Source organism: Sulfitobacter sp. KMM 9851 (assembly GCF_057178245.1).
Genome location: NZ_CM169991.1, coordinates 1052122 through 1078118 on the forward strand (window position 1 = coordinate 1052122; position 25997 = coordinate 1078118).

A 25997-nucleotide genomic window follows, 5' to 3' on the forward strand; every position below is an offset into this window, starting at 1 on the left:
CTTTCCCACAAGAGGAAAAGCCGGATAACCGGCATATGGGGAGGACGTGCCATGGGTTTTACCGGGATGGAAGATCGCAACGCAATCGAGGCGGAGATGCCGTGGGAGGATCGCCATTCCACCAAGACGCTGTATGGGTTGCTCAGCGGTACGGCGGCGAAATTTCCCAATCATAATGCCGTAAGCTATCAGATTTTCTCGGGACCCAAGGACAAGGCCGAAACCCTGACATGGCAGCAGTTGCACGGCCGCGTGACGCAGGCCGCGAACCTGTTTCGCGGTCTTGGCATCGGCCCAAAAGACGTGGTTGCCTATGTGCTGCCCAACTGTAACGAGACCACAATCACGCTGCTGGGTGGCGCGGTCGCTGGTATTGCAAATCCAATCAACCCCTTGCTGGACGCTGAACAGATTGGCGGTATCCTGCGCGAGACAGGGGCGTCGGTGGTTGTAACATTGCGGCCCTTTCCGAAAACCGATGTCGCACAGAAAACCGCCGAGGCGGTCAAGCTGGCGCCCGGCGTACACACGGTGCTTGAGGTCGATCTTGTCCGATATCTGACGCCGCCAAAATCCTGGATCGTGCCGCTGATCCGCCCAAAGGGTCTGGCAGGGAATCAGGCCAAGTATTTGAATTTCAACGCAGAGGTCGCCAAGCAGAATACCACGCTGGATTTCGAGGACGTGCAGGAAGACCGTGTGGCGTGCTATTTCCACACCGGCGGCACGACGGGGATGCCCAAGGTCGCGCAGCACCGCTATTCGGGGCTGCTGTATAACGGCTGGTTGGGGCATAAACTGCTGTTTACGGAACAGGACAACATCATGTGTCCGCTGCCGCTTTTCCATGTGTTTGCCTGCCACGTCATCTTGATGGCCGCCGTACATTCCGGTGCGCATGTGGTCTTCCCGACGCCACAGGGATATCGCGGTGAGGGGGTATTCGATAACTTTTGGAAGCTTGTTGAGCGCTGGAAAATCACCTTTATCATCACGGTACCCACCGCTATTTCGGCCAAGATGCAGCGGCCCATTGATGCCGATGTCAGCACCGTCAAAACTGCCTTTTCAGGCTCGGCCCCCTTGCCGCTGGAACTGTTCCGTCGCTTTGAAAAGGCCACTGGCGTGACGCTTGTCGAAGGTTACGGGCTGACCGAGGCGACCTGTCTGGTGTCTTGTAATCCGACGGATGGGCTGAAGAAAGTCGGCTCTATCGGCATTCCATTCCCCTATACGGACGTGCGCATCATCAAGGGCACGGCAGACGGGCCAATTGATGCGGCGGTGGACGAGATCGGCGAAATTTGTGTTTCGAATCCGGGGGTTTATGCCGGGCATACCTATGCCGAAGCGGACAAAAACAAGGATCTCTACTATCACGAGAAATACCTGCGCACCGGCGATCTGGGGCGGATTGATCCTGATGGCTATGTGTGGATTACGGGCCGTGCGAAAGATCTGATCATCCGCGGCGGTCACAACATTGATCCTGCCGAGATCGAAGAGGCGCTGCTGGGCCACGAGGCCGTGGCTTTTGCCGGGGCGATCGGCCAGCCGGATGCCCATGCAGGCGAAGTGCCTTGTGCGTTTGTCGAGCTGGTCGATGGCGCCAGCGTGACCGAAGAAGAACTGCTCGAATTCTGCCGCGATAAAGTTCAAGAACGCGCGGCGCAGCCCAAGCATATGACGATCATGGACGAGTTGCCAAAAACCGCCGTGGGCAAGATTTTTAAACCTGATCTGCGCAAAAATGCGATCACGCGGGTCTACAATGGCTGTCTGGAAAAGGCCGGCTGCGCGGCGCGGGTGACCTCGGTGAACGACGATAAGAAACGCGGTCTTGTGGCACAGGTGACGATGAACGGTGCCGCCCATACCGAGGTCGGCAAGGTGTTGAACGTCTTTACCCGTCCGTGGGAGCCTGCGTGACAGAGACCCCTGATTACAAAGAGATAATCGACCCGGAAGTCTGGGCTTATATTGACAGGCTTGACAGTTTTTACCCACCGGATGCGGTGGGTAAAGACATTCACGATCAGCGCCGCGTTTACAATCGGATGGCGGCGGCGTTTCATCAGGGGCGACCCGATGGAGTTGTTGTCTCTGACGGACCCTTTGGCGCGGTCAACTGCCGACGGTATGAGGTGGCGCCGTCCGATGTGACGGTTGTCTATTACCACGGCGGCGGCTTTGTCGTGGGTGGGTTGGACAGCCATGACGACGTTTGTGCCGAAATCTGCGCGCGCACCGGATATCGTGTTATTTCAGTGGATTACGGCCTAGCGCCTGAGGTGGTTTTCCCCGGATGTTTCAACGATGCTTGGGCTGCATTCGATGCGATAGCGCGCCAATACATCGGGCCACTGGTGCTGTCAGGCGACAGTGCGGGAGGCAACTTGGCAGCGGCGGTCACGCATCACGCTCGGCAGGCCGCACCGGGGCGGGTGACGGGCCAGGTATTGATCTATCCCGGGTTGGGCGGTGATCCGACCAAAGGCAGTTATGTCACCCACGCACATGCGCCGCATCTGACCACGGCAGACATGGAGTTTTACAAGGCGGTACGCACGGGCGGGGTGGAGATTCCACAGGGTGATGCACGGTACGCACCGCTGCAAGATACTGATTTTACAGAGCTTCCACCTGTGGTTTTGGTCACGGCAGGGTGCGATCCCTTGTCCAGCGACGGCGAAGCCTACCGTGATGCGATGCTGGCGGCAGGGGGGCGGGCCGTGTGGTTTGATGCGCCGGGGCTGGTGCATGGCTGTATGCGCGCGCGCGGGACGTCGGTGCGTGCGGCGCGCTTTTTCGACAAGGTGGTTGAGGGCATCGCCGCCTTGGGGCGCGGCGACTGGCCCTATTGATTTCTAGCTAAGAAAACTCTTTGCTTTCATTGTGTTGGCCGCAGGTGCGCCGAGGCGGTGCAGGATCGTCGGGGCCAGTTGCAACTGGTCGATCACCGTATCTGTCGGTGGGCCGTCGGCCGGGCCAAAATAGTACAGTGCTGCCTCTTGCTGGAGCGGGTCACGACCGCCGTGATGGCCGCGCGCGTCCTGACCGTGATCGGCGGTCACAATGATCTCATATCCTGCTTGCATCCACTTGTGGATAAAGGGTGCCAGCATCTCGTCCATCACGGCGCAGGCATGATCCATTTCCTGACAATCGTGGAAAAACCGGTGCCCCATACTGTCGAGCGTGCAGGTATGCAGCATTCCGTAGTTGAGCCCGAAGCGCAGGCAGAGATTGGTCAGCGTCGCAAAGAGATCGACATCGGACGGCGTCATCTGGTTGATCTGCCCATAGCCCGTCATCGTGTGAAAGCGGCCATGGTTGATGGTGTCGCTGTCGGATTCGTCGTATTCTATATCTCTAACGTAATCAAAGGGATGCCGGTTGAAAAACTCGGACCAGAAAGAATGGGCGACCGCGCCCGTCACGCCGCCCCCAGCGCGGACCTGGGCAAAAACATCCTTTTGTTTGAGGCGGAAAACATTACCGTTTCCGGTGCAGCCATGTTCTGCCGGGGCGACTCCGGTGTGGATCGACGCATAGCATGAGGCCGAGATCGAGGGCAGCACCGAACGGATTTTCCACACGCGGGCATCGCCGCTATCGACCCAGCCTTCGAGGTTGCCAAACAGCCTGCGCCAGTTGCGATAAGGCACACCGTCAAGGATGATGAGCAGCAGTTTATTGTCCATGGTGACCCCCTGAATTTGCCCCTTCAGATGACCCGAAGTGCAGCCTACGCGCAACGGCAAATGGCGTGAAATGCGAATCAGGACCAAAACCCATGGTTAACGCCATGAAATAAGGGGTTTGGGGCATACACAACCCGTACAGCGCCCGTACAGCAGCTGTACAGCGGGCGTGCAGCAGATGCGGGGTTAACAGGGCGTGCGCTGCGGTTTGTGAACACAGGGTTAAGTGCTGCGTCGAAGCGGTGGTGCTGGCCGCTTTTCAGCGGTTTTCGGTCAAGTTTGCCGATCGCGCCCCTATCATTCTCTGCCGCTTAGCTTAAGGGGGATGGGACATTATGGAGAATGACCGATGGAAGCTTCACAAAGCCTGCCTGAACTGGTGGCCGCGGCGCGCGCCAATGCAGATGTACATGAACAGCAGATTGCGGAAATTGGGGCTGTGACAGGCGATGCGCCGAACGATCAGGCCGAGGCCTTGCGGGCGGCGACCAGCGCGATTGAGCTGTTGGCCGTCGATATCTATGCGGTTTTCGAAGCGCGGATGCAGCACCATTTCAAACGCGGGCCATTTTCACGCAAGTTGAAGGCGCTGCTGACAGGCGCGGGCCAGCCGGACCTGGCGTATCGGATTTATCAGTATTACCTGGCGGTCAACGTGTTGAAACATGGCATAGGGGTGAGTCATCGGGAGCTGTTGAAGGGCGACACCCATCTGTTTGGGGTGCGCACTGTTGAGGAGGCCGAGGTGGGGGATAGCCTGATCGACGTCACCGCGCCGGGGTTCTTCGACGGGCTGACGACGGCTATTCTGGAGGCCTATCGGTTTTTGGAAAGGTGATGGGTGTTTGTGGGGGCGTCGTCGGGAACTGGATGCGGGGCCGGCATAAGACGAGGGTGGGTGGACTGATTTCAATGGTGGCTATGCCGGACGAAGTGTAAATTCGCAGCGGCTGCCCCAATAACCGATTTCGTGACGACAGCCAAAAGGACAATTTTCGCTTGTAACAGAACCGTAGAAGTTTTGGAAAATCCCAGCACTATAGGCATAACGCTGTCAGCCCGTTAGTGTTTGCGAATATTCACAGCGGGGGAATAGCGTATCTCATGGCAATTCATCGAAGCAATCCACCTCAATTAAAAGGTGACCTGTATGTGGCCTACACTGGCATGGAAACCGATCTCATGTTCACCCAAAGTGTCAACCTTCCGGGGTTTGCCTCTTACCCGCTGCTGGAATCCAAAGTGGGACGTGCTCAACTGAATGGCTATTACCGTGATTTGATCGCTGTAGGCAAAGAGCATGGCCTTGGCGTCATCCTCGAAAGCCCAACATGGGTCGCCAATCGGGATCGCGGTGCCGCCGTTGGTTACTCACCCGAACAATTGATTGACCTGAACAAGAAAGCCATAGCCCACATGTGTGCCGCGAGGGACGAGTTGGGCGATCTACCGACGGTGATAAGCGCCAATGTCGGACCGCGCGCCGATGCCTACGCGCCCAGCGAACAAATGAACGCAGTTGAAGCTGAGGCCTATCATGTTGAGCAAATCACGGCTTTGGCAGAGACGCATGTGGATTTGATCAGCGGCTACACACTCGCCTATCCTGCCGAGGCTGTCGGAATCGTACGAGCAGCGAAGCTCTTTGGCCTCCCGGTCGTCATCGCTTTCACAGTTGAGACCGACGGCTGCCTTCCAACAGGCGCTTCACTTGAAGAGGCGATCACTCAGGTAGACGCGGCAACGGGCGGTTATGCCGCATATTTCATGATCAATTGCGCGCATCCTGACCACTTTGGGAATGTGTTGACCGATGCCCCATGGATGCAACGCGTACGCGGCATCGTCGCCAATGCATCGCGATGCAGTCACGCAGAGCTGGATGAGGCCGAAGAGCTTGACGACGGCAATCCCTATGAACTCGGACAGCAACTCGCGGAAATTCGGCGTAGGTTCCCGCATATTAACGTTCTTGGAGGATGTTGTGGGACGGACATGCGCCACATGTCCAGTATTGCGAGAGCTGCCAAAGCCACTGAAGCCGACATTCGCCGCATTGCAAAAAAATCGTAAAAACGGGCTCTAACCGGTCATTTGCTGCACATGCTCGGCCTTTCTGACCCTCCCCTTTGTTACGCGGTTCAATCTGCGAACAGACTTGGGACTAGTTTCTGTTATCGGCACCGACGCACACAATGCCGGTGTCACCATTGTGTGCGTCCATCAGCGCGGCCTGTTCACCTCTCCCGGCCCACACGCTGGCCCTGCAAAAACTGCTGCACGAGAAAATCGACAAACACCCGCGTCTTGGGCGACAGGTTGCGTTTGTCGGCGAAGGTGGCGGTGACGTCGGCGTGTTTCTGGGCATAGGCGGGAAACAGGTGCACCAGCGCGCCGGCGGCGATTTTATCGGCCACCAGATAAGTCGACAGCCGGGCGATGCCTAGGCCGGCGAGGGCGGCCTGATAGACGGCATCGGCGCTGTTGCCGACAAAATTGCCGGTGGCGTCAACGGTATGGGCGATGCCGTCAATTTCGGCCTGCCAGGCGTTGCGGTTGACGGCGTTGGAAATGCGCAGGCAATTGAAATTCGCCAGATCGGCAAAGCTTTTGGGCATGCCATGGGCGGCAATGTAATCCGGCGCGGCGCATAGGATGCGGTCGTTGTTCATGATCTTGCGGGCGACGACATTGGGGTTGGTCAATTGTTCGGCAAAGTTGATCGCCACGTCAAAATTCTCATCTTCGATATCGACTTGTCGATCGGTCAGTTCGAGCGAGAGGGTGATGGCGGGATAGCGCGCGAGAAACTGTGGGAGCACCGAGATGAGTTGGGCCTTGCCGAAGGCCACACTGGACGCGACCCGCAGGGTGCCGCGTGGGGTGCGGTCGTCGCCTGCGAAATGTTCCTGGGCTTCCAGAAACTTGTCCGCTGCAGCGCGGCATTTTACATAGAAATCGAGACCATCATCCGTCAATGATACGCCGGATTTGGTGCGGTGAAGCAGCCGGTGATGCACGCGGTCTTCGAGGTGGCCGATCTGTTTGCTGAGTGACGAAGGCGTGACCCCCATCGCCCTTGACGCAGCGGAAATACTGCCTAGTTCCACCACCTTAACGAAAACGAGCATCTGTGCTGAGACGTCCATTGAAACGCATCCTTTCCGAAATGGCATAGCCCCTATGCAAAAATGTCGGGTTTAAATGTACGGGTGCCAGCGCTATCTCTGCATTGCAGCATTGATACTGCATCGCAGCAATAACAAAAGGAGTTGCATCAATGACAATGACCATTGCGCAGAGCAACAACTGGCTGGCTGCCTCATTTGATGGCATGCGCAAAAGTGCCGCATCCCTGTGGGCGACTGGCAAAGACCGCCGCGCCCGCCGCGCCGCCTATCGCCGCACAAGCAGCGAACTGAATGCGCTTTCCAACCGTGAGCTGGCAGATATTGGTATCTGCCGCGCCGAGATCCACCGCGTCGCGATGGACGAATATTCAAAGGATCAGAACAATGAAGCTTACTAACACACTCAATACGCCGGCGTCCCTACCACAGCTTCGCGACGTTTTTGGCCCGGTTGGTGCGACGCTGGGTCGTGGTGCCAAGGCCGTGGGCCGTGGTCTGTCCCGGGCGCTGTACCGGATGCAAATGGCGCGGATGCAATCCGTTCTGCACGCAATGAGCGATGAGCAACTGGCGCAGGCCGGCACCACGCGCTGCGAGATCCCGCAGCACGCGGCGTTTCTGGTGGGTTACAAATACGACGGGCTTTGATCAGCCCGACCTGCCTTTCGCAGGGTGTACGAAATCAATGACCTGCCCCTGCTGGGCGGCATTGTCAGGTGTCGGACCTCGCTCCTCCCAGCGTTTATCTGACGCCGTATTTTAACGGTCCTTCCTCCCGGAACCCGTTAAACTGGGCCGGCAAGCTCACCTCCTCCCGAGCTTGCTGGCCTCAACTTCCATTTTAAGAACCGAGCTTTAGCGCCCGGCGAGGGCGTTTAGCCCCACGCGCAGGTCTTGTGGATCCAGCGGGGCAATACCTGCATCAATGGCGTCGTGGGTGGCCCGCCAGACCGGCAGCGCGTCGATCAGCACCTTATGGCCTGCCTCGGTCAAGCGCAGCCGTTTTGCGCGGGCGTCATGTTCGTCAGAAGCGGCGTGAACCAGGCCACGTCGCTCAAGCGGTTTCAGCGCGGCGGTCAGTGTGGTGCGGTCGATCCCGAGGAACGGCACCAGATCGCTGATCCGTGGCCCCGGACCCGGCCGGTTCAGCGACATCAGCAGGCAAAACTGTCCGTTGTTCACGCCAAAGGGGCGCAGCACATCGTCAAAACGGCGCGCAAGGATGCGCGCGGCACGCTGTACATGCAGGCAAAGGCATCGATCGCGGACTTCGACGGTGGCGGGAAATGGCAATTTTTTGTCTGAGGTCATAATTTAAGTTGATATCAACTTAAAGCATTGTCAACCTCACGTTAGTGATTCTGAAAAAAGGGAGAGAGAGATGTCTTATTTTGTCGGGTTCCTGCTGGCCGTGCCCACAGCAAAGAAAGCGGCGTACAAGGATATTGCCGAGAAAACCTGGGAGATTTTCGAGGAGCTCGGTTGCCTCGGGAATTATGAAAACTGGGGGGTGAACGTGCCTGACGGCAAGGTAACGTCGTTTCCCATGGCCGTGAAAAAGAAGGACGACGAGACGGTTGTGTTTTCCTGGATGGAGTGGCCGGACAAGGAAACCGCCGACAAAGGGTTTGCCGCGATGATGGAAGACCCGCGCATGAAGGACATGACCGATATGCCCTTTGATGGGCAACGGATGATTTGGGGCGGGTTCGAGCCGCTGACCCATAAGACCGCAAAGGCGAAGGTGTGACGCTTCAGATCAGCGCTTTTGACTGGGTGCCGCCGCTGCCGCAGGGCTATGTGCGTGACCTGCGGCCGCGTTGGGCGCTGGAAGAGGCGGGGCTGCCGTATGAGGTCACGCTTGTGACGATGGCCGGGTCAAAGGAGGCTGCCTATCGTGCCTGGCAGCCCTTTGGGCAGGTGCCTGCCTGTCGGGACGGAGAGGTCAGCCTGTTCGAGACGGGCGCGATCCTGCTGCATATCGCGGAGGCGTCAGACGTGCTGCGCCCCCGTACGGCGGCGGAACGGGCAGCGGTACATTCATGGGTCTTTGCCGCCCTGAATACGATCGAGGTCTATACGCTGCACCTTGTCCAGCCGGGGGAGTTTTTCCCTGACGCGGACTGGGTGCCGGGGGCGCGCAGGTGGCTTGAGAAGCTCGTGGGCGACAGATTTGAGGCGCTGGCGCAGCATGTCTGGAACGAGACATGGCTGACCGGGCGTTTTGGTGTTGCGGATATTGCCATGGTCACGGTGTTGCGGGACATGGGCGATGATCCGGTGCTGGCAAAGTTTCCTGTGCTGGAGGAATATGTCAGACGCGGCACCGAGCGCCCGGCGTTTCAGGCGGCGTTGCAGGCGCAGTTGGATACATTTGCGGCACATGCGCCGACGTAGTGGCGTAGGCGGTGATCCCTACACAGACTTGCGGGTAAGGGCGGCGATGGTCTGTGCAGCGGCATCGCGGTCCTGATCCCACCACTTGCTGGCGAGTATTTCTGTCGCCACTTCGGGGGTCACGCGGTTGCGGATGACCCGGGCAGGGCTGCCTGCGACGACGTCAAACGGGGCGACGTCGCGGGTGACGACAGAATTGGCGCCGACAACCGCGCCATCACCGATGGTCACGCCGCGCAGGATCAAGCTTTGGGCGCCGATCCAGACGTCGTTGCCGATGGTGCAGGGTTTACGGGTGAGCTCGGCAAAGGCGGACTGGCTGAATTCCGTCGAGGTCGAGATGCCGTCCATATTGTGTTCACCCGGTCCGATGACGACGTTGTCCCCGATGGAGCAGTAGCGCCCGATCTTGGCCGCCGTGACCGAGCAGTGGTTGCCCAGATAGCTGTAGCCTCCGATGCTGCTGTGTTTGTCGACATGGGTGCCGCGCTGAATTTTAACGCCGCGCCCGATCTGGCCACGCAAAGAGACCCCGGTGCTTTTGATCCGGGTGGCGTTGCGGCGGTTGAAAAGCTGCATCGCGAGATATTTGATCACTGCAATTTCCTTTGACGTAGCGGTGCGTTAGTTGCCGGCGCTTTCCATTTTGCGGTGCGCGATGACCTCTTCGAGCCAGCCAAGTTTCATTTCGGGCACGGAAGATAGCAACAGGTCGGTGTAGTCGTCGAAGGGTGGGGACAGCACCTGTGACTTGCCACCATAGCGCACAACCTTGCCCTGGAACATCACCGCGATACTGTCTGCGATGGCGCGCACGGTGGCCAGATCGTGGGTGATGAAAAGGTAGGACACGTCTTCGATCTTTTGTAGCTTTAGCAGCAATTTCAGGATGCCATCGGCCACCAGCGGATCAAGCGCCGAGGTCACCTCGTCGCAGATGATCAGCTTGGGTTTGGCTGCAAGGGCGCGGGCGATGCAGACGCGCTGTTTCTGTCCGCCGGACAGTTCCGCCGGATAGCGGTCCTGAAAGCCGTCACCGAGTTCAATCTCGTCAAGCAATTCTTGGATGCGGGTCTGTTTGGCGCGGCCCTTGAGGCCGAAGTAGAATTCAAGCGGGCGGCCGATGATGGTGCCGACGGTCTGGCGCGGGTTCATCGCAGTGTCGGCCATCTGGTAGATCATCTGCAATTCGCGCAGGTCGTCGAGCGCGCGTGTCGGAAGGTCGGGCGACAATATACGCCCGTCAAAGGTGATCTGGCCCGCGCTGGGCGGCAAGAGCCCAGTGATGACGCGCGCCAGTGTGGATTTACCCGATCCGCTTTCCCCGACGATGGCGAGGGTCTGACCGGGGTGCAGGTCGACGCTGATGTCTTTCAATACGTCGAAATCGGTGCCCTTGTAGCGCGCGGTGATGTTCTCGACGCGCAGCAGGGGGGTGTCCGTCGGGTGCTTTTCTTCGTGTTTGATGGATCGGACCGACACCAGCGCCTGAGTGTATTCCTCGCGCGGGGTGTTGATGATCTGGTCGGTGGTGCCGTATTCGACCATCGCGCCCTGTTGCAGCACCATGATGTGATCAGAGACCTGTGCCACGACCGCAAGGTCGTGGGTGATATAAAGAGCGGCCACGCCCGTGTCGCGGATGGCGTCCTTGATCGCGGCCAGCACGTCGATCTGGGTGGTCACGTCCAGCGCGGTGGTGGGTTCGTCAAAGACCACGAGATCGGGTTCGGGGCAGAGCGCGAGGGCGGTCATGCAGCGTTGCAGCTGGCCCCCCGAGACCTGATGCGGATAGCGGTCACCGATGGTTTCGGGGTTGGGCAGGCCCAGCTTGTCAAAAAGCGCCACGGCGCGGGCCTCGGCGTCGGATTTTGAGAACTTGTTTTGGTAAATTGCCGCTTCGGTGACCTGTTCGAGGATCTTTTTCGCCGGGTTGAAGGAGGCGGCAGCCGATTGGCTGACATAGGTCACTTCGGCCCCGCGCAAACGGCGCACGTCGCGCAGGCCGGATTTCAGGATGTCGCGGCCATTGACCCAGACCTCGCCGCCGGTGATCTCGACCCCGCCGCGCCCGTAGGCCATGGCGGACAGGCCGATGGTGGATTTGCCCGCGCCGGATTCACCGATCAGGCCCAGCACTTTGCCCGGCGCCAGATCAAAATCCACGCCATGCACGATTTCGATGTCACGGGGCCGTTCGCCGGGGGGATAGATCGTGGCCCCGATTTTCAGGTTGCGCACCTTGAGAAGTGGTTCGGTTTGCATGTCGGTCATCCTCGGCCCCCCTTGAGCGATGTGGTGCGATTTAGAATCCAATCCGCCACCAGATTGATCGAGATGCACAGCGTCGCGATGGCGTAGGCCGGGTAAAGCGCCGCCTGTATGCCGTAGTTGATGCCTTCCTTGTTCTCTTTCACGATGCCGCCCCAATCGGCCAATGGTGGCTGCACGCCAAGGCCGAGGAATGACAGGGTCGAGATGAACAGCACCATAAAGATAAACCGCAGGCCCATTTCGGCCACCAGCGGTGACAGGGCGTTGGGCAGGGTTTCGCGAAAGATGATCCAGCCGATCTTTTCGCCGCGCAGGCGGGCGGCTTCGACGTAGTCCATCACCGTGATGTCGACGGCAACGGCACGGGCCAGCCGGAACACGCGGGTGGAATCGAGCAGGCCCATCAGAAGGATCAGGATCGGCATGGTGGTGGGCATGACTGACAGGACCACCAGTGCAAAGATCAGCGAGGGGATCGACATGATCAAATCAACAAAGCGCGAGATCGCCTGATCGACCCAGCCGCCAGACACGGCAGCGAAAAAGCCGAGCACCGATCCGGTGACAAAGCTGAGGATCGTGGCCATGGTTGCGATGAAGATGGTGGTGCGCCCGCCATAGATCAGACGCGTCAGCAGATCGCGCCCGATGCTGTCGGTGCCCAGCAGGAACTCGGAACTGGACGGCTCCCAGACATCGCCGACGATTTCGGACATGCCGTAGGGCGAAATGACAGGGGCCAGAATGGCCATGACGAAAAACAACCCGGTGAAAAACAGGCCGATGAGGGCGGAGATGGGAATGTTTTTCATGGTGCGACCCCTTTCGATGTTTGGGGTTCCAAGGGGTGTGGCGACGCGGTGCCGATTTTCACGGATGAATACGCGGGCCTCATTTGGGGTGCCTCAGCCGTGGGTTGGCAAGGATCGAAACCACATCGGCAACCAGGTTCAGACCGATATAGACCGCGGCAAAGATCAGACCGCAGGCCTGTACCACCGGCACGTCGCGCTTGGACACGTGATCGACCAGATACTGCCCCATGCCGGGATAGGCAAAAACGACTTCGATCACCACAACGCCGACGACGAGATAGGCGAGGTTGAGCATGACGACGTTGACGATCGGCGCAATGGCATTGGGAAAGGCGTGTTTGCGGATGATTTTCAGCATCCCCAGCCCTTTGAGTTCGGCGGTTTCGATATAGGCCGATTGCATCACGTTCAGGATCGCCGCGCGGGTCATGCGCATCATATGCGCGAGCACAACCAGCGTCAGAACGATGATCGGCAGCGTGATCGACTTGATCTTTTCGATCAGGGTCATGCTGTCGTTCATCAGGGCGACGGATGAAAACCGCAGATTGCTCAGCAGCCAGCTTTGGGTGCCGTCACCCAGAAATTCCATCGAGTTGATTAGGAGCGGCAGTTGGATGGCGAGCAGGAAGATCAGCACGTAGCCGATCATGAATTCCGGGATCGAGATCGTGGTAAGGGTGATTGCCGAGATCAGTTTGTCCGGCCAGCGGTCTTTGTAGCGCACGGCCAGCAGACCTAGCGTGATCGCCAGTGGCACAGCGACGATTGCGGCCCAGAAGGCGAGGAAAAGCGTATTCTTGAGCCGTCCGCCTAGGCTTTCTGCGATGTCGCGGCCATTGGTCAGCGCGGTGCCCAGATCGCCCTGCACAAAGTTGCCAAGCCATGTGAAATAGCGGGTGAGGGCCGGTTCGTTCAGCCCCAGTTCGCGGCGCATATTGGCCAGCGCTTCGGGGGTGGCCGATTGTCCGAGGATGGACTGTGCAACGTCCCCGGGCAAGATCGACGTGCCCGCGAAGATCAATATTGAGGCTGCGAATAAGAGCAGCAAGCCCAGCGCGAGACGCTGGGCAAGCAGTTTGACGATGGGGTGCATCTGTTCAGATGCCCCTTACGCGTCCGCAATCCAGCATTTGATGCTGGCTTTGTTGTTCATCACTTCGCCGTTAGGGTCTTTTTCCCAGCCGCCGACATTGGTGGCCACGCCCGAGATAAAGTCGTTGAACATAGGCAGGATCAACCCGCCTTCTTCGCGCAGCATCTGTCCCATCTTGGAGTAGATTTCCTTGCGCTTGGCCTCGTCCAGTTCGGCGCGCGCTGCCAGCAGCATGTCGTCGAATTCGGGGCGTTTCCATCGGGTGTCGTTCCAGTCTGCCGTCGACAGGTAGGCTGTCGAATACATCTGGTCCTGCACCGGACGGCCACCCCAGTAGGAGGCACAGAAGGGCTGGACGTTCCAGACCTCGGACCAGTAGCCGTCGTTTGGCTCGCGCTTGATTTCCAGCGGGATACCGGCGGCCTTGGCGCTTTCCTGGAACAGCGATGCGGCATCGACCGCACCGGGGAAGGCACCATCGGACACGCGCAGGATGATCGGGCTGCCGTCGTGACCGGACGCGGCGTAATGCTCCTTGGCCTTGTCGACGGAATATTCGCGCTGTGGGATGCTGTCGTCGAAGAGCGGATAGCTTTCGTTGATCGGCATGTCGTTCCCGACCGAGCCATAGCCGCGCAGGATCTTGTCGACCATTTCCTCGCGGTTGATTGCATATTTCAGCGCCAGACGCAGGTCGTTGTTGTCGAATGGTGCGCTGTCGATATGGGCGATGAACACGTAATGGCCACGGCCCGCGACAGATTCGACGTTGACGTTGGGCGCGCGTGCCAGCAGGCCCGCGACCTTGGGGTCAACGCGGTTGATCATATGGACCTGGCCTGATTGCAGCGCAGCGGTCCGGGCGGTGGCGTCGTTCAACACCAGCACCTCGGAAAACTCGGCAAAGCCGCGTTTGTCGGCGTTCCAGTAGTTGTCGCGGCGTTTGAAGCCGTGGCGCACGCCGGGTTCGTCGAATTCAATGGTATAGGCGCCTGTGCCGATGCCGGCACCAGCATTGTCCATGCCGCCGTCGGGCTGGATCATCAGGTGATAGTCGGCCATCAGGTAGGGAAGGTCAGCGTTGGCGGTTTCAAGTTCGACCACAAAGTTGTCGCCGTCCACTTTCATGTCCGAGATGCCCCGCATGATGCCCAAGGCGCCCGATTGGCTGTCTTCGTTCGAGTGGCGCTGCATGGTTTTCAGCACGTCATCCGCTGTCATCGTCTTGCCGTTGGAGAATTCGATGCCTTGGCGGATCTTGAAGGTCCATGTCTTGGCATCGGCCGAGGCTTCGACGCTTTCGGCGAGCCAGTTTTCCAGCGACCCGTCGGCGTTCACTTCGGTCAGGGTTTCGCCCCAATGGCGGATGTTGGCCAGCGGCACTTCGGAGGCGGTCAGGGCCGGGTCCATCGTATTGGTGGATTCGCCACCCGAGGAGCCGAGCTTGATCGTGCCACCGCGCACAGGCGTGGCATGGGCGTCGGCGCGGGCGGTGTTGGCCAGCATCGAATTCGCCACGGCGGCGGTCACACCAAGGGCGGCGGCGCGGCCGACAAATTCGCGGCGCGTCATCAGGCCCTTGCTAACATCCGCTGTCATATTCTTGAGTTGGTCGTTCATCTGGTATCTCCCGTTATGATTTTTGCGTCTTAGAGCGCGTTTTATTGATTGATGAGTCAAGTTTGCGCATTTCTTTCTTTGTCGCAAGAGGTAATACCTGCGACGATCCGACGGTTTTTCTACATGAAGTGTCGCGGAATGCTATCCATCAGGTCGCGTTCATGGATCAGCTCATCGTTCTCATAGGCCTCGATCCGGGCGGTCAGGTGGAAATGCGTGGCATCGCTGGTCATGGTGCAAAACGTCTCGGTGCGCAGGCGGATATCACCGCGCTGCATCTCGTCGCTCCAGTGGCAGGTGCCGCGCGCGCTGAGCGGGTCGTCTGGGTGAATGTCCCAGCGTTCGCGGGCGATAGAGCCGGCAATCAGGCCATGGTCGGCATCGCGCTGTTTGCCAAAGTCGTCTTCGATGATCAGAGACACGACACCGCTGTTCATATCTACCTCGCGGCGGCGCACATGCGCGGGGTCGCGCAGGTCTTCGACGTTCCAGGGGGCGGCGGCGGTCGGGGGCGCAAACAGGTATTCGTCAGCGCCGGTCGTGGGCCGCTGCGGCAAGGCGATCTGGCCTGCGGTAAGGGTCAGCGTGGCGGCATCGGGCGCGGGCCAGATCAGTGGCCAATAGGCGGATGAGATCGCGACCCGCAGGCGGTGACCCGCAGGCAGGCGGTAGGCGATATGATCAAGGTCCAGCGTGATTTGCTGTGGCTGGTCCGGCGGCATGTCGCAGGGGGCCGCGTGGCTGTGGCGGTGGCTGAGGTTCAGCACGCCGTAAGTGATGCGGGTGCTGGCGCCATCGGGGTGGATATGGTTCAGGCGCACGGCGATCTGCGCCTGTGGCCGGTCGGCACAGAGGGTCAAGGTGAGGCGGGGCGCGCCGACAATATCCATATCCTGCGCCAGTGGCCCGGTGTCGAAACAGGCGGACAGCGCATCGTCGGCGCGTTGATCGCCCGGTTGCTCTGGCCCCAGCCAGATTGCACAATATTCGCCGCCCTCGGCCCCGCAACTGGCGGGAGAGGCGATGGTTTGCGTAAGGGGGGACGCGGCATCTGTCAGGCCCTGTTCGCTGAGGTGTAGCATCTGGCAGGACAGGTGGCTGGTGGCGCCTGTGGGTTCAGCGATCCAGCGGCCGGGGCGTTCTGCGTACGAGGTGGCGGGGCGCACGCCGTCCATCAGGTAGGCGCGGTAATCGGGATCGTCCTCTACCCCGGTGTCGATGTCCTTGAGCCACCGATCCCACCAGCGCAGCGCCTCTTGCAGGAAACCGATGCGCGGTTCCGGCACCGCGAAATGCGGGTATTTGTGGACCCATGGCCCCACGATTCCCTTGGCCCCCGGCAAGGCCTCGACCAGTTGCGGGACCGCGTTCTTATAGCTGTCGCCCCAGCCGCCGATGGCCAGCACCTTGGCCTTGATGGCGCTATAGTCTTCGATCACCGATCCGTGCTGCCAATAGGCATCGCGGGATTGGTGGCGCAGCCAGAGGGTCGGCAGGAAGGGGTCGTTCTCCAGCCGTTGCAGCCATAGGTCGCGCCAGTTGTCGCGTAAAGCGGGGTCAGGTGCGCGGGAGGAGTAGGACCACATCGTCGCCCCCCAGCCGAGGTTTTCATTCAGCAGGCAGCCGCCCTTATAGTGGATGTCGTCGGCATAGCGGTCGACGGTAGAGCACAGGGTGATCACAGCCTTGAGCGGTTCAGGGGCCAGCGCCGCGACCTGTAGCCCGTTAAACCCGCCCCAGCTTATGCCCATCATGCCAACGCGGCCATTGCACCAGTCCTGCGCCGCAAGCCAGTTGATGATTTCGACGCAATCGGCCTGTTCCTGCGCGGTGTATTCGTCCTCCATCAGCCCTTCGCTATCGCCATTGCCGCGCATGTCGACGCGGATGCAGGCGTAGCCGCGTTCGGCGAACCACGGGTGTGTCAGCGCATCACGCGCGCAGGTGCCGTCGCGTTTGCGGTAGGGCAGGTATTCGAGGATCACCGGGACCGGGCCCGCCTGCGCGGGATCGGGCCGCCAGACGCGCGCCGAAAGGCGGCAGCCATCGGAGAGGGTGATAATAAGATCGGGGTCTTCGGTGATGTCGAAGAGGGCATTTTGGGGGGTGTTCATGGGCGCAGGGTCGGGGGCGCGGCGCGGATTGTCAACGGCGTGTGTGGTGCGCGCGCCGGGGGACGCCATCCCCCGGACCCCCTGAGGGTATTTGTGGCCCGAAAAAGCGGGGGCGGGCGGACTTGACACCCGCCGCGCGGCGGGTGTGATTGGGAGCAGCAAAAGGAGCCGGTGATGCGCAGTGATTTTGATGATGAATTGGAACAGCGTTTGCTGCGGTATGCGGCGATTGACAGCCAGAGCGATGCAGACAGCCCGACATCACCCAGCACCGAGATTCAGTTGGATATGTCGCGTCTGCTGGTTGAGGAGTTGCGTGCCATGGGGGCGCAGGACGTGCAGTTGACCGACTATGGAGTGGTGTTGGCGACGGTGCCTGCCACGGTGGAGGGCGCGCCAGTGATGGGTTGGGTGGCGCATGTGGATACTGCGCCGCAGTTCAACGCCGTTGGGGTGAAACCGGTGGTGCATCGGCGGTATAATGGCGGGGATATTACCTTTGCTGATGCGCCTGAGTTAAAACTGTCGCCGGAAAATTCCCCGTTTCTGGGGGAAAAGATGGGCGAGGATATCATCACTGCCAGCGGCACCACCCTGTTGGGCGGCGATGACAAGGCCGGCGTGGCGATTGCCATGACCGCCGCGCGGCATCTGATCGAGAACCCGGATATCCCTCATGGCAAGATCCGTCTGGCCTTTACCCCCGATGAAGAGATCGGGCGCGGGGTGGATGCGCGGCTGCCTGCCGATCTGGGCTGTGATTTTGCCTATACCTTTGACGGCGGCAAGCCCGGCGAGATTGAGTTTGAGACGTTTTCGGCTGATGGGGCGGTGGTGAAGGTTGTGGGCGTGTCGGCGCATCCGGGCTTTGCCAAGGTCAAGATGGTCAATGCGCTGCATCTGGCGGCCAAGATCGTCATGACCTTGCCGCATGTGACGCTGACACCGGAAACCACCGAAGGGCGGGAGGGATTTATCCATGTGTCAGAGCTGAATGGCGGGTCATCTGAGGCGGTGATCAAGCTGATCCTGCGGGATTTTGAGCGTGAGGGGCTGGAGGCCAAGGGTGCCTTGTTGCGTCAGGTGTGCGATGCAGTGGCGGCGGGGGAACCGCGGGCGCAGATCAGCGTGGACATTCAGCCGCAGTACCGCAACATGCGCTATTGGCTGGAAAATGACATGACCCCGGTGGAGTTGGTGCGCGGGGCGGTGGCCGCCGTGGGGCTGGAACCTGTGTCGGTGCCGATCCGGGGCGGTACGGATGGGTCGCGCCTGACGGAAATGGGGGTGCCGTGCCCAAATGTCTTTACCGGGATGCAGGAAATCCACGGGCCGTTGGAATGGATTTCGGTGCAGGACATGGCGCTGGCGACGCGGGTCGCGGTTGAACTGGCGCAGCGGGCGGCCAAGGGCTGACGTTTTGGGGGCGGTGCGGGGTGGCAGGGGGGCTTTGCCCCCCAGTGCCGCTGCGCGTCCCTTCCCCCCAAGGGTATTTATGACCCGGAAAAGCGATGGGCGGCGGTGCCGCCATGGGGGCAGCGTTGGTGATTGTCTCGACGCTTGCTTTGCACTAGTCAGGGGGCAATTCGTCAATGAGGAAACACCATGCGTCTGAGCCAATATTTTCTGCCCGTGCTGAAAGAAAACCCTGCCGAGGCGCAGATTGTCAGCCATCGGCTGATGTTGCGGGCGGGGATGATCAAGCAGGCCAGCGCCGGGATCTATTCCTGGCTGCCCTTGGGGTTCAAGGTGCTGCGCAAGATCGAGAATATCGTGCATGAAGAGCAGCAGCGCGTGGGGCATATTCCGATGCTGATGCCGACGCTGCAATCGGCGGATCTGTGGAAGGAATCGGGGCGGTATGACGCCTATGGCCCCGAGATGCTGCGCATCCGCGACCGGCAGGACCGGGATATGCTGTATGGCCCGACCAACGAGGAAATGATTACGGATATTTTCCGCAGCCATGTGGGATCGTACAAGGATCTGCCGCTGACGCTTTACCATATCCAGTGGAAATTCCGCGATGAAATCCGCCCGCGTTTCGGCGTGATGCGGGGGCGCGAATTCCTGATGAAGGACGGCTATAACTTTGACCTGACCAAGGAAGACGCGCTGCACGCCTATAACCGCCATCTGGTCAGCTATCTGCGCACCTATGAGCGGATGGGGCTTCAGGCGATTCCGATGCGGGCGGATTCCGGGCCGATTGGCGGCGATGATACGCATGAGTTCCTTGTGCTGGCCGAGACCGGTGAATCGGAGGTGTTTTATGACAGTGAGATCACCGATCTGACTTTTGGCGACCGTGAGGTTGACCCGACCGATCACGACGCCTGCCGCGCGGTGCTGGATGAGTTCACATCGCGTTATGCGCGCACTGATGAAACCCATGACGAAGACCTATTCGCGCAGGTGCCGGCCGAACGGCAGCGCACGGCGCGGGGGATCGAAGTGGGGCAGATTTTCTATTTCGGTACCAAGTATTCCGATGCGATGGGGGCCAAGGTGCAAGGGCCGGATGGCAAACCCACCGCCGTGCATATGGGCAGCCACGGTATTGGCGTCAGCCGTCTGCTTGGCGCGATCATTGAGGCCAGCCATGACGACAATGGCATTATCTGGCCAGAAGGAGTGACGCCGTTCCATGCCGGTATCGTGAACCTGAAACAGGGTGACGAAGAAGCCGATGCAGCCTGTGAGGCGCTTTATGCCAGCCTCAAGGCGCTGGGGCTTGATCCGCTTTATGATGATCGCAAGGGGGGCGCGGGCATGAAATTTGCCACGATGGACCTGATTGGTCTGCCATGGCGGATCACCGTGGGGCCGCGCGGGTTGAAAAACGGTGTGGTTGAACTGACCAGCCGCCGCACGGGCGAAAGCGAAGAATTGCCACCGGAACAGGCCGTTGAACGTCTGGCGCAAATCTATGCCGGGATCGCCTGAGCGGCACGATGATCTTGCGGGCGCTGACATTGGCAGGCGGATTGGCAGGGGCTGCGGCGGTGTCGCAGTTCCCCGAATTTTCGCAGCAATATGTGCAGCGATTGGGCGGTGCGGTTGATGCATTGGCCGAGGTGGTGGCGGATTTTGACGCCTCTGCCGCTGCCGTGGGGCTAAGCCGTGACGATGCGCTGGCGCAGTTGCGGGGGTCTGAGTTCCTTGAGCGGCGGCGTTCCGACATGACGCGTACCATGGTGCGCCATGCCACCCTTAAGCGTGATCTGGCCGAGATCGAAGGCGCGGGGCCCTTTATGCGAGCCTATCACCTGCAACACCTCAGCGATACGGACGTGGCGCAGGCGGCCTGGGCGGCATATCAGCCGGCGCTGCCGCTGAATTTTGCGGGCGCCCTTTTTGGCGGGTTCGGATTTGTGGCGGGGCTGCTGGGCGTGGGGCTGATCCTGCGGCTGCTGGCCTGGCCGTTCAGGCGGCAGCGCGGGGCAATGGGCGCTTGACCCTGTCGGGGCAAAGCCCCAGTTTGCGCGCACCTTTAACCGGAGCCTTAGACATGGCAAAAACCCCCAACCGCACAGTGCCATTTGCGGCATTTGAATGGATGATCGCCTGGCGATACCTGCGCGCGCGCCGGGCGGAGGGCGGGGTCAGTGTGATGACCTGGATCAGCCTTATCGGGATCACGCTGGCGGTGTTTGCGCTGATTGCGACGCTGTCTGTCCGGTCGGGGTTTCGCGCGGAATTTGTCGATACGATCCTTGGCGCGAACGCCCATGTGACGGTCTATACGTTGGGTGAGGTCGCGCCGAACGGGCAGATCGACCGGTCGATCAGCAATTACACAGAAATGGCGGCAGAGGTGGCCCGCGTGCCGGGCGTCACCCGTGTGGCACCGCTGGTGCGCCAACAGGTGATGGCGAACAAAGGGCAATCCAACGCAGGCGTCGAGGTGTTTGGCATTGCGGCAGACGACCTGATGACCATCCCGCGCGTTGCCAATACTGATCAGGCACAGGGCGACATCACCCGGTTTGACGAGGGTATCGCGATCGGTAGCGGCGTGGCGCAGACGTTGGGCGTGGGCGTGGGCGACATGATCAAGCTGATATCGCCCAATGGTGTAAAGACGGCTTTTGGCACCAGTCCGCGCGTCAATGGCTATGAGGTGGTCTATATCTTTACCGCCGGGCGCTATGACATCGACAGGACACGGGCCTATTTGCCGCTGTCCGAAGCGCAGACGTTCTTTAACCGGGAGGGGGTCGCGGATGAGCTTGAGGTCATGGTTGAAGACCCCGAATCCGTGGATGCCATGGCGGGGGCGCTGCTGCAGGCTGCGGGCGACCGGGGACAGGTCTGGACATGGCGCGACGCGTCGGGGTCGTTCCTGAATGCGCTGGATATCGAAGACCGGGTGATGTTCGTGATCCTGTCGGTCCTGGTGTTGATCGCTGCGATGAACATCGTGTCGGGGCTGATCATGCTGGTCAAGAACAAGGGCCGCGACATTGGCATTCTGCGCACCATGGGGCTGACCGAGGGATCAGTGCTGCGGGTGTTTTTCATCTGTGGGGCATTTACCGGCATCATCGGCACTGCGATGGGGGTGATCCTAGGCTGCCTCTTTGCGCTTTATGTGGATTACGTCTTTGCCTTTGTGAATTACCTGAGCGGTGGCACCGCATGGGACGCCTCGATCCGGGGGATCTATTTCTTGCCGGCCAAGTTGCAATTGGGTGATGTGCTATCGGCGGTGGCGCTGTCGCTGGGGCTGTCCTTTGTTGTTACAATCTTTCCTGCCCGCCGTGCGGCGCGCATGAACCCCGTGGAGGCCCTGCGCTATGAGTGATCCAGTGTTGCGCCTGACGGGCATTACCAAAGCCTATAATCCGGGCAAGCCGAACGAGGTGCATGTCCTGCGTGGCATCGACCTGAGCGTGGCTCCGGGAGAGGTGGTGGCGCTGGTGGCCCCTTCGGGCGCGGGCAAATCAACCTTGCTGCATATCGCAGGGCTGCTGGATACGCCGGACGCGGGTCAGGTGCATATCGCGGGCGATGATATGACCGGGCAGGGCGATCGGCGGCGCACCGCGATCCGGCGGGCGGATGTCGGATTTATCTATCAATTTCACCACCTTCTGCCCGAATTTACGGCGTTGGAAAACATCGTTCTGCCGCAGCTTGCCAATGGTGTGGCGCGCAGCGCTGCCGAGGCGCGGGGGCAGGAATTGCTGGCCGAAGTGGGGATCGCGGAGCGGGCTGACCATCGGCCTGCGGCGATGTCGGGCGGTGAACAGCAGCGGGTGGCGTTCTGCCGGGCGCTGGCCAACCAACCGCGTCTGTTGCTGGCGGATGAGCCGACGGGCAACCTTGATCCCGCGACGTCGGACCAGGTGTTTGGCGCGCTGATGGCACTGGTGCGTGGCACCGGATTGTCGGCGGTGATTGCCACGCATAATCTGGAGCTTGCTGCCCGAATGGACCGGCAGATCAGGCTGGACGCTGGCCATCTGGCGCCGGTCTAGGCGCGACACTTTGCTGTTTGCCCCGCCGTTATGTCGGGGGTAAGACTGAGGGACAGATCGTCCCGCACCACCACAGGAGCCTTTATGCCCATTCCCCGTTTGCCTTTTGTCCTTCTTGGTCTGGTGGGCGTTATCGGTGTTGCCTGCACCGTGCCGTCAATGCCCGAAGCCCCTGATGGCGCTGCATTTTTCGCGGATAACTGCGTATCATGCCACGGCACATCCGGGCGCGGCAACGGACCTGTGGCGGCGGGGCTGAAACCGGCCCCGGCGGATATCACGCTGCTAAGTCGCAGCAACGGTGGCAGTTTCCCCCGCGCGCGCGCGCTGAGCTATATCTACGGCGACCCGCAGCAGGGGCACCTGGCGCGCGTCATGCCGCAATTTGGCGGGGTCATGGCGGATGATCTGGTGCCGATTGAGGTGGACGGTGTAATGACGCCCACGCCGCGCGTTCTGGCCGGGTTGCTGGCCTATATGGAAAGCATCCAGCGCTGAGCAGGCGGGCAAAAACTAGCCGCAAATTCCTTTGAGTTCGACCCCGTCCCAGGGCAGTCCCACGTTGGATTGGGGGCTTTGGGGCAGGGGCGCGACGGGCATGACCTGACGCAACAGCGCGTGCAGCCGTTTGGTGCGCGGCGCCTGAGGTGCAAGGGCGCGGCAGCAGACGAATTCCTCGACAATCGAGCCTTGTTGTTCATAGGCGAAAGCAAGGAAACGGGGCTGCTTTTCGATATCAAAAAGATAGGGGTCATCGCCCCAGCCGTGTTCGGATGCGGCGCGCAGGGGGGAGTAGCCTGTGGTGGCGCGGTTCTGCCATTGCCAGACGTGCGTGACCTCATGTGCCAGCAGCATCGCGGCGATCAGACCAATGCGGTCTGGGTAGTCGGGCAGGTAGTCATCCAAGTACCAGTCACGGTCAAAAAGCACACGATTCCAAAGCGATACCGCCGCAGGTTTGGAGGTGACCGTTTCGCCGGTGGCGGGGGGCAGGATCAACTCGCGGCAAGTGGTGCGGGGGCGCGGTTTGCGGGTGAAGGTCACGGCGCGGGTGGGGGCGCCGTCGATCAGGCGCACCTTGTCGGCGTTCAATGTGGCGCCGTGTATAGTGGCCATGAAACTGCGCTCATTCTCCGTCAGCGGGCGACCGCAGGCGGCAAGGAAAACGAGGAGGAGGAGGGCGCGAAACATGAGCAGAGTTAGGACCGCCGCAAGCCGCAGATCAAGGGGTAAAAACGGCCAGATGTTACCAAAGCATTAAATGTCACACAGCGTACACCGGGCGTACACTGCGCGTGCATACACGCGATTCAGCGTGCGAACGTGGCAGTGGCGAGCGCGACGGGCTTTTCCGACGGGCAAGAGATGAGGGTACAGCGCGCAAAGATCATGGATTTGCCGGCACGGGTGACCTGCGCTTCGGCACGGATTTCGGTGCCGGAGGCGGGGCGCAGGAATTGGGTGTCTAGGGTGACCGTCCCGACAGGCACCATGGCGCCCAGATGGCCGCCGATGGCCAGCACCATGGCGGTGTCGGCCAGCGCGGTAAGCGCCTGACCCGAGACAATCCCCCCGGTGCGGTTGAGCGCGTCGGTGATCGGGATGGTAAGGGTGGTCTGATCGGGCGAAATGTCGGTGACCGTGATGTTCAAAGCGCGGACCCAAGCGGCGAAGTTGTCGTCGAGGAAGGCCTGGGCGGTGGCGGGGGTCATGGGGGCGTCCGTTTCTAAGGTGTGTGCAGAGCACAGACCCTACCGCGGGATTTGTCCGAAGCCAAGATGGCGGGGTGGGCGCGCACCCCGCCTAAGGGGTTACTTGACCTTTTTGCCCGCGATCACGGTGCCATCCTTGGCGCCGCTGTTGGCGGTGGCCGAGACCTTGGGCTTTTCTTTTTTCGGTTTCTTGGTTTCGCGGTTGCCGCGGTTTTTGTCCTTGGACATGGGGATGCTCCTTTGCACGGATTCCCGAACGGCGGTTGCCCATCGGGTGGATGCTCAGGGGGGGCACGGGGCGCGACTTGGCGCGATGTCACCAGTGAGGCAGCAGGCGGCACGCGGAAGGCGTGGGGGCCTGTGGGTGTAAGGTGGGCTTGTTTGGGGTGTTATGCAAGTGGGGAGGGGTGAGGGCCGTCTTGGAAACCTTCCGGGGGAAGGTTTCAGGGTTGGACGTGCGGAGTGGTAGGGTTGAACGCGGGCGGGGTGGGTAACTGATGTTGCGGTTCCGACCTGTCGTTGTGTCGTAGCCCCTTCCCCATGGGGGGGAGGGAAGGGGCTATGCGCCAGAGGCGCATGGGATACGGAACGGATGTGGCTGGGAAAGCGTGCTGCGATACGGTGAGGGCCGCGCCCGACCTCGGGCCGGAGGCCGTCTTGCAAAGGCTCCTGTGAAGCCTTTGAGGCCGTAGGGGGGCGTTAGCCCCGGGGGGCACGTAGGTGCGCCGTCCCGTCGCACCAGAGGTGCGCCAATATTCTATGGCACGCCTTCGGCGTGACGGGGAGGGTGAGACCCGTCTTGGAAACCTTCCGGGGGAAGGTTTCAGGGTTGAACGGGCGGAGCCCCGGACAGGCGCGGCCCGGGACGGGGTCCCGGGCGGGGGTGTTGGTGTGGATAAGCTTAACGCCAGATTTGCACAAATGTGGCGAAAGCAATTACTCCTGTCAGCCAGACCAGCCATCTTGACTGTTTGTCACTATCTTGATGCCTTGATTTTTCTATTTCGACCTCGGAGAGCGTTTGCAGTGCTTTAGGAGCAATCTCATAGTTCGAGATGTCATTGGCATTCTTTTTCAAATCACCATTTTTAACTAGAGCGTCCAGTGTGAGCTTAAACCGCACAATGAAAAAGTTATTTTCGCCATGACCCCATATTTGAGGTGGGTACAACGCATCTAAGGCGTCCAAATGATGGAAGTTCCAATGCCACTCTAAATCACCTTTTTCTTTGGCTTTTTCCTCTTGCCAATGAACAAGTTTTTTTAGCGTTTCTGCCAACTCAGCACTAAATTGAAAACTCTTATTAAAATACCGTTGGTCTCGTTTTTGCCGTCCGAAGAGACGAACGTGCGCCATGGTTAAAGATTTAAACAAGAACTCGGCTGTTGAATCATAATCTATTTGGAGGGGGCCGTAGACACGAGTAATCCTTATTTTTGGATTCATTAGCCAAGCAAGAGAAATACACGCTTCAACCGACTCGGTCATACCTTTTTCGTAGTAGCGGCCCTGAAACCTTGAGAGACTCCTCCCCGTTCGATTTTGAATTATGAAGCGTAGTTTTGGCGCAACTTCATCTTCTATTGCGATCCCGATAAAATGTTGTGATCGTGGTTCGTTTACCTCAAGACTGTATCGACTTGGCATCGG

Annotated in this window: 27 protein-coding genes; 14 read left to right on the top strand and 13 right to left on the bottom strand. The window is 60.0% G+C overall.

The genetic code is table 11. From position 1 onward, the window contains the following. The first annotated feature begins 51 nt into the window (after positions 1-51). Together AC1965_RS05180 and AC1965_RS05185 are read left to right on the top strand one after the other, a co-directional pair. Positions 52-1929, top strand: coding sequence for an acyl-CoA synthetase (locus AC1965_RS05180; protein WP_483886218.1), 1878 nt, complete (start codon positions 52-54; stop codon positions 1927-1929). After that, the gene (locus AC1965_RS05185; protein ID WP_483886219.1) at positions 1926-2864 is read left to right on the top strand and encodes an alpha/beta hydrolase; all 939 of its coding nucleotides are present in this window, start codon (positions 1926-1928) and stop codon (positions 2862-2864) included. Before AC1965_RS05180 ends, AC1965_RS05185 begins: the two co-directional genes overlap by 4 nt. Before the next feature lie 3 nt (positions 2865-2867). Here the strand turns inward: AC1965_RS05185 and AC1965_RS05190 are convergent, their stop codons facing one another. Then, complete coding sequence (locus tag AC1965_RS05190; RefSeq protein ID WP_483886220.1) at positions 2868-3704, bottom strand: alkaline phosphatase family protein; 837 nt, start codon at positions 3702-3704, stop codon at positions 2868-2870. Positions 3705-4053: 349 nt separating this feature from the next. Between AC1965_RS05190 and AC1965_RS05195 the strand changes: the two genes are divergently transcribed. Together AC1965_RS05195 and AC1965_RS05200 are read left to right on the top strand one after the other, a co-directional pair. Then, a complete protein-coding gene (locus tag AC1965_RS05195) occupies positions 4054-4542 on the top strand; it encodes a hypothetical protein (protein ID WP_483886221.1) in 489 nt (162 codons plus the stop codon). Positions 4543-4808: 266 nt separating this feature from the next. Then, a complete protein-coding gene (locus AC1965_RS05200; RefSeq protein WP_483886222.1) occupies positions 4809-5777 on the top strand; it encodes a homocysteine S-methyltransferase family protein in 969 nt (322 codons plus the stop codon). Positions 5778-5941: 164 nt separating this feature from the next. Here the strand turns inward: AC1965_RS05200 and AC1965_RS05205 are convergent, their stop codons facing one another. After that, positions 5942-6853, bottom strand: a complete 912-nt coding sequence (locus AC1965_RS05205; protein ID WP_483886223.1) for a LysR family transcriptional regulator — start codon at positions 6851-6853, stop codon at positions 5942-5944. 131 nt (positions 6854-6984) lie between these two features. Here AC1965_RS05205 and AC1965_RS05210 point away from each other — a divergent pair, with 131 nt between their 5' ends. Together AC1965_RS05210 and AC1965_RS05215 are read left to right on the top strand one after the other, a co-directional pair. Then, positions 6985-7233, top strand: a complete 249-nt coding sequence (locus tag AC1965_RS05210; protein WP_483886224.1) for a DUF1127 domain-containing protein — start codon at positions 6985-6987, stop codon at positions 7231-7233. Next, positions 7220-7483 carry a hypothetical protein gene (locus AC1965_RS05215; protein WP_483886225.1) on the top strand — a complete coding sequence of 88 codons (264 nt, stop codon included), beginning with the start codon at positions 7220-7222 and terminating at the stop codon, positions 7481-7483. The genes AC1965_RS05210 and AC1965_RS05215 overlap by 14 nt, the downstream gene beginning before the upstream one ends. 207 nt (positions 7484-7690) lie before the next feature. Here AC1965_RS05215 and AC1965_RS05220 read toward each other — a convergent pair whose 3' ends face one another. Continuing rightward, positions 7691-8146: a MarR family winged helix-turn-helix transcriptional regulator gene (locus tag AC1965_RS05220; RefSeq protein ID WP_483886226.1), complete on the bottom strand. Its 456-nt coding sequence runs from the start codon at positions 8144-8146 to the stop codon at positions 7691-7693. A gap of 70 nt (positions 8147-8216) precedes the next feature. Here AC1965_RS05220 and AC1965_RS05225 point away from each other — a divergent pair, with 70 nt between their 5' ends. Next, on the top strand, positions 8217-8585 hold the full coding sequence (locus tag AC1965_RS05225; protein ID WP_483886227.1) for a DUF1428 domain-containing protein: 369 nt from the start codon (positions 8217-8219) through the stop codon (positions 8583-8585). Further along, entirely contained in the window at positions 8582-9232 is a 651-nt protein-coding gene (locus tag AC1965_RS05230; protein ID WP_483886228.1) for a glutathione S-transferase family protein, read from the top strand. Before AC1965_RS05225 ends, AC1965_RS05230 begins: the two co-directional genes overlap by 4 nt. 18 nt (positions 9233-9250) lie before the next feature. Here AC1965_RS05230 and AC1965_RS05235 read toward each other — a convergent pair whose 3' ends face one another. The 6 genes from AC1965_RS05235 to AC1965_RS05260 all read right to left on the bottom strand — a co-directional run bounded on the left by AC1965_RS05235 (position 9251) and on the right by AC1965_RS05260 (position 17151). Further along, a complete protein-coding gene (locus AC1965_RS05235) occupies positions 9251-9829 on the bottom strand; it encodes a CatB-related O-acetyltransferase (protein ID WP_483886229.1) in 579 nt (192 codons plus the stop codon). Between the two features lie 27 nt (positions 9830-9856). Continuing rightward, the gene (locus tag AC1965_RS05240; RefSeq protein ID WP_483886230.1) at positions 9857-11506 is read right to left on the bottom strand and encodes an ABC transporter ATP-binding protein; all 1650 of its coding nucleotides are present in this window, start codon (positions 11504-11506) and stop codon (positions 9857-9859) included. Then, a complete protein-coding gene (locus AC1965_RS05245; protein WP_483886231.1) occupies positions 11503-12318 on the bottom strand; it encodes an ABC transporter permease in 816 nt (271 codons plus the stop codon). The genes AC1965_RS05240 and AC1965_RS05245 overlap by 4 nt, the downstream gene beginning before the upstream one ends. Positions 12319-12397: 79 nt before the next feature. Next, positions 12398-13417 carry an ABC transporter permease gene (locus tag AC1965_RS05250; RefSeq protein WP_483886232.1) on the bottom strand — a complete coding sequence of 340 codons (1020 nt, stop codon included), beginning with the start codon at positions 13415-13417 and terminating at the stop codon, positions 12398-12400. A gap of 15 nt (positions 13418-13432) precedes the next feature. Next, positions 13433-15037, bottom strand: coding sequence for an ABC transporter substrate-binding protein (locus tag AC1965_RS05255; RefSeq protein WP_483886233.1), 1605 nt, complete (start codon positions 15035-15037; stop codon positions 13433-13435). 119 nt (positions 15038-15156) lie between these two features. Further along, a complete protein-coding gene (locus AC1965_RS05260; protein ID WP_483886234.1) occupies positions 15157-17151 on the bottom strand; it encodes a CocE/NonD family hydrolase in 1995 nt (664 codons plus the stop codon). A gap of 174 nt (positions 17152-17325) precedes the next feature. On the opposite strand from AC1965_RS05260, the gene pepT reads away from it, so the two are divergent. From pepT to AC1965_RS05290, 6 genes are all read left to right on the top strand, one after another. After that, a complete protein-coding gene (gene pepT, locus AC1965_RS05265) occupies positions 17326-18567 on the top strand; it encodes a peptidase T (protein WP_483886235.1) in 1242 nt (413 codons plus the stop codon). A gap of 189 nt (positions 18568-18756) precedes the next feature. Then, the gene (gene proS / locus AC1965_RS05270) at positions 18757-20097 is read left to right on the top strand and encodes a proline--tRNA ligase (protein WP_483886236.1); all 1341 of its coding nucleotides are present in this window, start codon (positions 18757-18759) and stop codon (positions 20095-20097) included. 8 nt (positions 20098-20105) lie between these two features. Further along, on the top strand, positions 20106-20609 hold the full coding sequence (locus AC1965_RS05275) for a DUF2937 family protein (RefSeq protein WP_483886237.1): 504 nt from the start codon (positions 20106-20108) through the stop codon (positions 20607-20609). 53 nt (positions 20610-20662) lie between these two features. Continuing rightward, positions 20663-21958: a lipoprotein-releasing ABC transporter permease subunit gene (locus AC1965_RS05280; protein ID WP_483886238.1), complete on the top strand. Its 1296-nt coding sequence runs from the start codon at positions 20663-20665 to the stop codon at positions 21956-21958. Beyond that, positions 21951-22634, top strand: a complete 684-nt coding sequence (locus tag AC1965_RS05285) for an ABC transporter ATP-binding protein (RefSeq protein WP_483886239.1) — start codon at positions 21951-21953, stop codon at positions 22632-22634. Before AC1965_RS05280 ends, AC1965_RS05285 begins: the two co-directional genes overlap by 8 nt. Positions 22635-22718: 84 nt before the next feature. Beyond that, positions 22719-23132, top strand: a complete 414-nt coding sequence (locus AC1965_RS05290) for a c-type cytochrome (RefSeq protein ID WP_483886240.1) — start codon at positions 22719-22721, stop codon at positions 23130-23132. Positions 23133-23147: 15 nt separating this feature from the next. Here the strand turns inward: AC1965_RS05290 and AC1965_RS05295 are convergent, their stop codons facing one another. From AC1965_RS05295 to AC1965_RS05310, 4 genes are all read right to left on the bottom strand, one after another. Continuing rightward, a complete protein-coding gene (locus AC1965_RS05295; protein ID WP_483886241.1) occupies positions 23148-23825 on the bottom strand; it encodes a hypothetical protein in 678 nt (225 codons plus the stop codon). Positions 23826-23944: 119 nt separating this feature from the next. Next, positions 23945-24346 (bottom strand): PaaI family thioesterase, encoded by a 402-nt coding sequence (locus tag AC1965_RS05300; protein WP_483886242.1) that lies wholly within the window; start codon positions 24344-24346, stop codon positions 23945-23947. A gap of 99 nt (positions 24347-24445) precedes the next feature. Beyond that, entirely contained in the window at positions 24446-24574 is a 129-nt protein-coding gene (locus AC1965_RS05305; RefSeq protein ID WP_483886243.1) for a hypothetical protein, read from the bottom strand. A 673-nt stretch (positions 24575-25247) separates the two neighbouring features. Then, positions 25248-25835, bottom strand: coding sequence for a hypothetical protein (locus tag AC1965_RS05310; RefSeq protein ID WP_483886244.1), 588 nt, complete (start codon positions 25833-25835; stop codon positions 25248-25250). Positions 25836-25997: the final 162 nt, after the last annotated feature.